At 64.6% G+C, this 4,311-nt stretch carries 5 protein-coding genes; 1 reads left to right on the forward strand and 4 read right to left on the reverse strand.

From position 1 onward, the window contains the following. Positions 1-127 precede the first annotated feature (127 nt). A complete protein-coding gene (locus Q9R26_RS18480; protein WP_311228191.1) occupies positions 128-313 on the reverse strand; it encodes a hypothetical protein in 186 nt (61 codons plus the stop codon). 211 nt (positions 314-524) lie between these two features. Between Q9R26_RS18480 and Q9R26_RS18485 the strand changes: the two genes are divergently transcribed. Beyond that, entirely contained in the window at positions 525-992 is a 468-nt protein-coding gene (locus Q9R26_RS18485; RefSeq protein ID WP_311228192.1) for a hypothetical protein, read from the forward strand. Positions 993-1,491: 499 nt separating this feature from the next. On the opposite strand, the gene Q9R26_RS18490 is transcribed toward Q9R26_RS18485, so the two are convergent. The 3 genes from Q9R26_RS18490 to Q9R26_RS18500 all read right to left on the reverse strand — a co-directional run bounded on the left by Q9R26_RS18490 (position 1,492) and on the right by Q9R26_RS18500 (position 3,684). Beyond that, the gene (locus Q9R26_RS18490) at positions 1,492-2,565 is read right to left on the reverse strand and encodes a RelA/SpoT domain-containing protein (RefSeq protein WP_311228193.1); all 1,074 of its coding nucleotides are present in this window, start codon (positions 2,563-2,565) and stop codon (positions 1,492-1,494) included. Between the two features lie 56 nt (positions 2,566-2,621). Continuing rightward, complete coding sequence (locus Q9R26_RS18495) at positions 2,622-2,873, reverse strand: hypothetical protein (RefSeq protein ID WP_311228194.1); 252 nt, start codon at positions 2,871-2,873, stop codon at positions 2,622-2,624. A 238-nt stretch (positions 2,874-3,111) separates the two neighbouring features. After that, positions 3,112-3,684: a GntR family transcriptional regulator gene (locus tag Q9R26_RS18500; protein WP_311228195.1), complete on the reverse strand. Its 573-nt coding sequence runs from the start codon at positions 3,682-3,684 to the stop codon at positions 3,112-3,114. Between the last annotated feature and the right edge of the window lie 627 nt (positions 3,685-4,311).

The raw sequence follows: 4,311 nt of genomic DNA on the forward strand, positions 1-4,311 counted from the left end.
GTCAGCTACCACGGTGCGCGCGGCCACGCGGAATCGTACGGGTGGGACTGCTCAACAGACGACGTCGACTGGTGCCCCAACTGCAGGGCAGCGCAGGCTGCGCTCGGTTCCTAGCTCGCCACTGCGATCAGCGGTGCCGTCGCTCGTCCTGCACAAGTCCGATCAGCGCCAGCGTGCGCTGCAGCGCAGCCTCGGCCTCCCAGAACCCGGTCGCAGAGTGATCGAGGAGGTTCAACCGCTTGATGACACGGCGACGCTCGGCCGCGAGTTCGTCGACGGTGAGCCACTGCAGCGCCTCGAGCTCATCGTCCACGAGACGTGAGCGTAGTTACTTGGCCGGTGGACACGCCAAGGGTTCAGCCGTCCTCAATGTGAAGCATGAGTCGTAGCGTGAAGCCATGACGACGATCACCGTGACCCACCCTCGCTTCTGATGGCGAGGCACCAGCGCCGACCTCTGTGCGTGGGTGGATGAAGATCCGGACCTGTCCGATCGACTGAGTGGTCCACGCTGGCCCGACGCTATGCAGCAGCGGTGGGACTACATCGCCGCTGCCGTCGCTGACATCGGCGACGAGCTCTCCAAGCACGCTTCGACAGTCAACCCGATGTTCCCGGACAACGGCGACGTCACGCTCACTCTGCCCGTCGCCTTGGCGCCGACGGAAGTCAAGATCGTTCGCGCGTGGTTCTCCAATGCCGAGGCTGTGCGGGTCGACCCGTGGTGGGAGCAGATCGAAAATGGCCGGCACCGCCTCTGGGGGACGCTTCCCCACTTCGGAGACCGTCTCATCCCCGTCAAGGGCTCAGCCATCGGGTACGCCAACCCCCTGGATGCAGCCGCGATCGGCCCCACCTGGCCGGCACTCGCCACGGACAACTTGCAGGAACTCGACTCCTTGAACTGGTTCAACCAAGCGGACCCCGTCAACCGGACCTTCCGGAATGCGCTCAGCACTGCCGCCGCCGGCTCGTTCCCCTCGCCGGTGTGATCGCCGCACCCGTCCAACCGACTCAGCCACGATCAATCCGATGGCCTGCACGAAGCGAAGCGAAGGCAGGGCGCCCGCTGCGGAGCAGACGCGAAACAACACACGAATATCGGAGACCTTGCGCGCTTCGCCTCTGAGTAAGGTCGCCACATGGAGACTCCGACGATCGACGTTGTATTCGAAGTGATGAACGGGCAGGAACGGGTCGGCCACCTGGGCCCGGCCACGGTTCCCGTCGCGTTCCTCCCTGGCGAGGGCGACAGTATCTACCTCGCCACGGAGCACCCCTACTACCGGGTGCTTAACATATCGGCAGGTCGCCCGGGTCGCGTCACTCGCCGCACTCACGGACTCGGGTACGAAGACAGCTCCCACGTGACGGTGTTCGTCACAGCGGACGCTGCCCAGTGGCCACCCACCGAAGAACTTGATATCACTGCTGAACAGCGTTGGATGGGCGAGGGGGAGCCTTCCCGATAAGGGGACAATCAAGGTCGAGTCAGTGGCTCAGCCACGCCCAACCGTTTTCCTCGCCGGGGCGCTTGACGGCCATTGCGTACATGGTCAGGTCGATGAACTGGTCAAGGTCAACGAAGTAGTTTGGGTAAGCGGCTGCCAAGCCGCCGATGCCGTCGACGGCGACCAGCACCACGTCGCGATCCTCATCCCCACGAGTTTCAGCCTCTAGTGCGGCGTACGCCCTGGTCGCTTCCTCCCGGTCCGAGAACCCCGTCGTCTCCAACATGTAGTCGTTGAGGTCCAGGTCGAGAAGGACGAAGCTGGCACCCTCCACCCCTTCTTTCACCTCAGCCACAACGTGCCGGAAGCCGCGCAAGCGTGCGAGGATTTCGTGCTGCAGCTCCAGCTCCCAGATCTCGTTCCGGCGTTCCTCGCTGCTGTCTGGAGTGCCCGGGGTGAGAGGGAGGCCTTCTGCGGTGGCGATCTCCGCACTCATGAGCGCGAAGAATCTGCGCCACCAGTCATCCCCTGAACCAGCTTTGAGCTTCTGATTTGTAAACAGCGCAACGGTTTCCAACGCGGTCGCCCAGAGGTGCTGCGCTTTCGTACGCAGTTGAATCTCGACGCTGTATCCCTCCCACGGTCCTGGACTGGCGGTGCCGTAGGCGTAAACAAGGTGAATTGAGCGGTACCCGTCGTCCTTCGGGTGCATGAGGTAGTCGGTGTGCTTCACGAGCGTGTGCCGGTTGGGGCGATCGAGAAGCTTCCGCTCCAGCTCTCGAACGTCATCAAGCTTCGGTAACACAACACGAACTCCACCGAGGTCCTGCATCTTGTGGAGCTGACTGTTCCTGAACCGCTGCAGCTTCGCCTCGATCGACGGAAGTCGCTTCATCCTCTGAGCGACTAGCGCCTCCGGAATGTGACTGACGTACCTGCGGACCCGGATCTGCCACGTATTCGTCGGATACGCGTGAGCAGCACGCCACTGCCCGGCAAGCTTCCGAGCAGCGGAGCGCTCGTCGGATGACGCGGCGGGATTGCGAAGGGTGCCACCAGCCCGACGGATCTGGCTCATCGACACGTCAATTCGGGGCCACTCGCGTCCGGTCACGAGGGGACTCTATGACGGATGTTCGGCTTCCCGGGGTCGTCGCGCCGCTACTCGGGTCAGGTTGTCGCTTTCAACTCGGAACTCTTGTAGCCACCGCGGCGCCGCCACGGCTGCCAATCGGAGGACTCCACGAGGAAGGAGTGCTCTCCGACGTGCGCCGTTGAGTCGGTCGAACGCTGCACCTTCACCGGCCCCTCCCATCGGGGCTCGAGGTCTTCCTCGTTCGGATCCTGGCCAGCCTTGAAGAACTCGTAGGGGTGACCTTGCTCGAGGTTGCCAAAGCTGACTGGATCCCAAATCTTCTGCATACAGGTCATTCTGCCGATTCGTCGCGTTCTCGCGACCCGCCATGCGTCTCGTTAGACGATCGCTCAACGCACGGTCCGCACGAGCCCACTGGGCGGTGTTGACGGGCCGGAGGAGCTTCGTCTCGACTCCGGCCCGCGCGGGAGCTGGTGAGACCCCTGCTCCAGACCGCAGCCCAGGGGACGGAATGGCATCAGCGAGAGTCCGGGATGCGTCGCGCCCGCTGCCGAGCGGCGGCGGTCAGATCGTTGCGAGGGCGCCAGCCGTTGCAGCTGCCGCGTCCCAGTCGATGTTCGCGTCTGTGGCAGGGGCGTGGAACTTCACCCGTCCACGCACCGCTGCCTCGGTCGCCGTGTAGAGCGGGTTGTCGAACCCTGCGATGAGCGCCGCGACAGCGTCCTGCAGTCCCCGGTACGCGTCGACGTCGTGCGCGTCGACGCCGGCAGTGAGCTTGCTCGCGGCAGCGGCCGCGGTCTTCCGCGCATCAGCGGTCGCCTCGCCGGCGTGATCGATCGCCCACGCGTGCAGCGCAGCGAGGAGCATGGCTGCTTGGTCGTGCGCCGGGCCGGAGAGGCTGGCGACCCGGGTGTACCGGTTCGCGGCCATCTCGACGAGACCTTCGGACTCGAGCCGGGCGATCGCTTCCCGCACCGGAGTACGGGAGACACCGAGCCAGCTCGTGAGCTCCTCATCGTTCAGGCGCTCCCCCGCCTCGAGCGTGCCGTTCTCGATCGCCTCGAGCATCTGCTCGTAGACGACATCGCGGAGAAGACGACGAGGACCCTGGCTGGTCGGAGACTTCGGAACAGGCATAGCCGCATCATATCCCGAATATCAATCCGGGGGTACTGCGTTGGCCTCAGCAGCCGCAGGCATATGGGCGGCGCACCGGAGTCAGGGAGGACGCCGGTGGTTGCGGCCCGTCTTCCACCGTCGCCCGAACCGTGAAGAAGTCGGCTCCGAATCCACCGTGTAAGCCGAGCCAAGATGACCCGCTCGCTTCCACGGACGCGCGCCTGGCGCGTTGACACCGAAATCGTGCCCGCACCGAGACGAGAGTGGTCCGTCTCTCTCGCCACTCAACTTGAGGACATGCACGTACCCCGTTTGAGGTCTGGTGTCGGTGTTCGCCGTGGTTTCGAATGGCTCGGCGGAATCCCGCTGTTTGCGACTGACCCGAAGGAGCACGTATGAGTGCCTTGATGGCCTCTCGGCTCGTCGGCCCATCGTTCGCGTCCCCCGCGGAGCGTATGCCGCTCCAGCCGCTGCCGACTGCCCGGATGCGCTGGCTGCTCCGGGCGGTGTTCTCTGCGCCATACGTCATGCTCGCGGTGCTCTCGTCCATTTCGATGGCCACTCCGCTCCTCGCCCGGCCACCTGCGTCTGCGTGACGCCGGTGGCCGGGCGTTATGGAATTACTTGCCGAGGAACTGCAGGACG

Origin of the sequence: Curtobacterium sp. BRB10, from assembly GCF_031844325.1 — a bacterium.
Taxonomy (GTDB): Bacteria; Actinomycetota; Actinomycetes; order Actinomycetales; family Microbacteriaceae; genus Curtobacterium; species Curtobacterium poinsettiae_A.

Coding starts and splice junctions, on each gene's coding strand:
- Q9R26_RS18485 (WP_311228192.1), top strand. CDS start 525: ATGCAGCAGCGGTGGGACTACATCGCCGCTGCCGTCGCTGACATCGGC.
- Q9R26_RS18495 (WP_311228194.1), bottom strand. CDS start 2,873: ATGCAGAAGATTTGGGATCCAGTCAGCTTTGGCAACCTCGAGCAAGGT.
- Q9R26_RS18500 (WP_311228195.1), bottom strand. CDS start 3,684: ATGCCTGTTCCGAAGTCTCCGACCAGCCAGGGTCCTCGTCGTCTTCTC.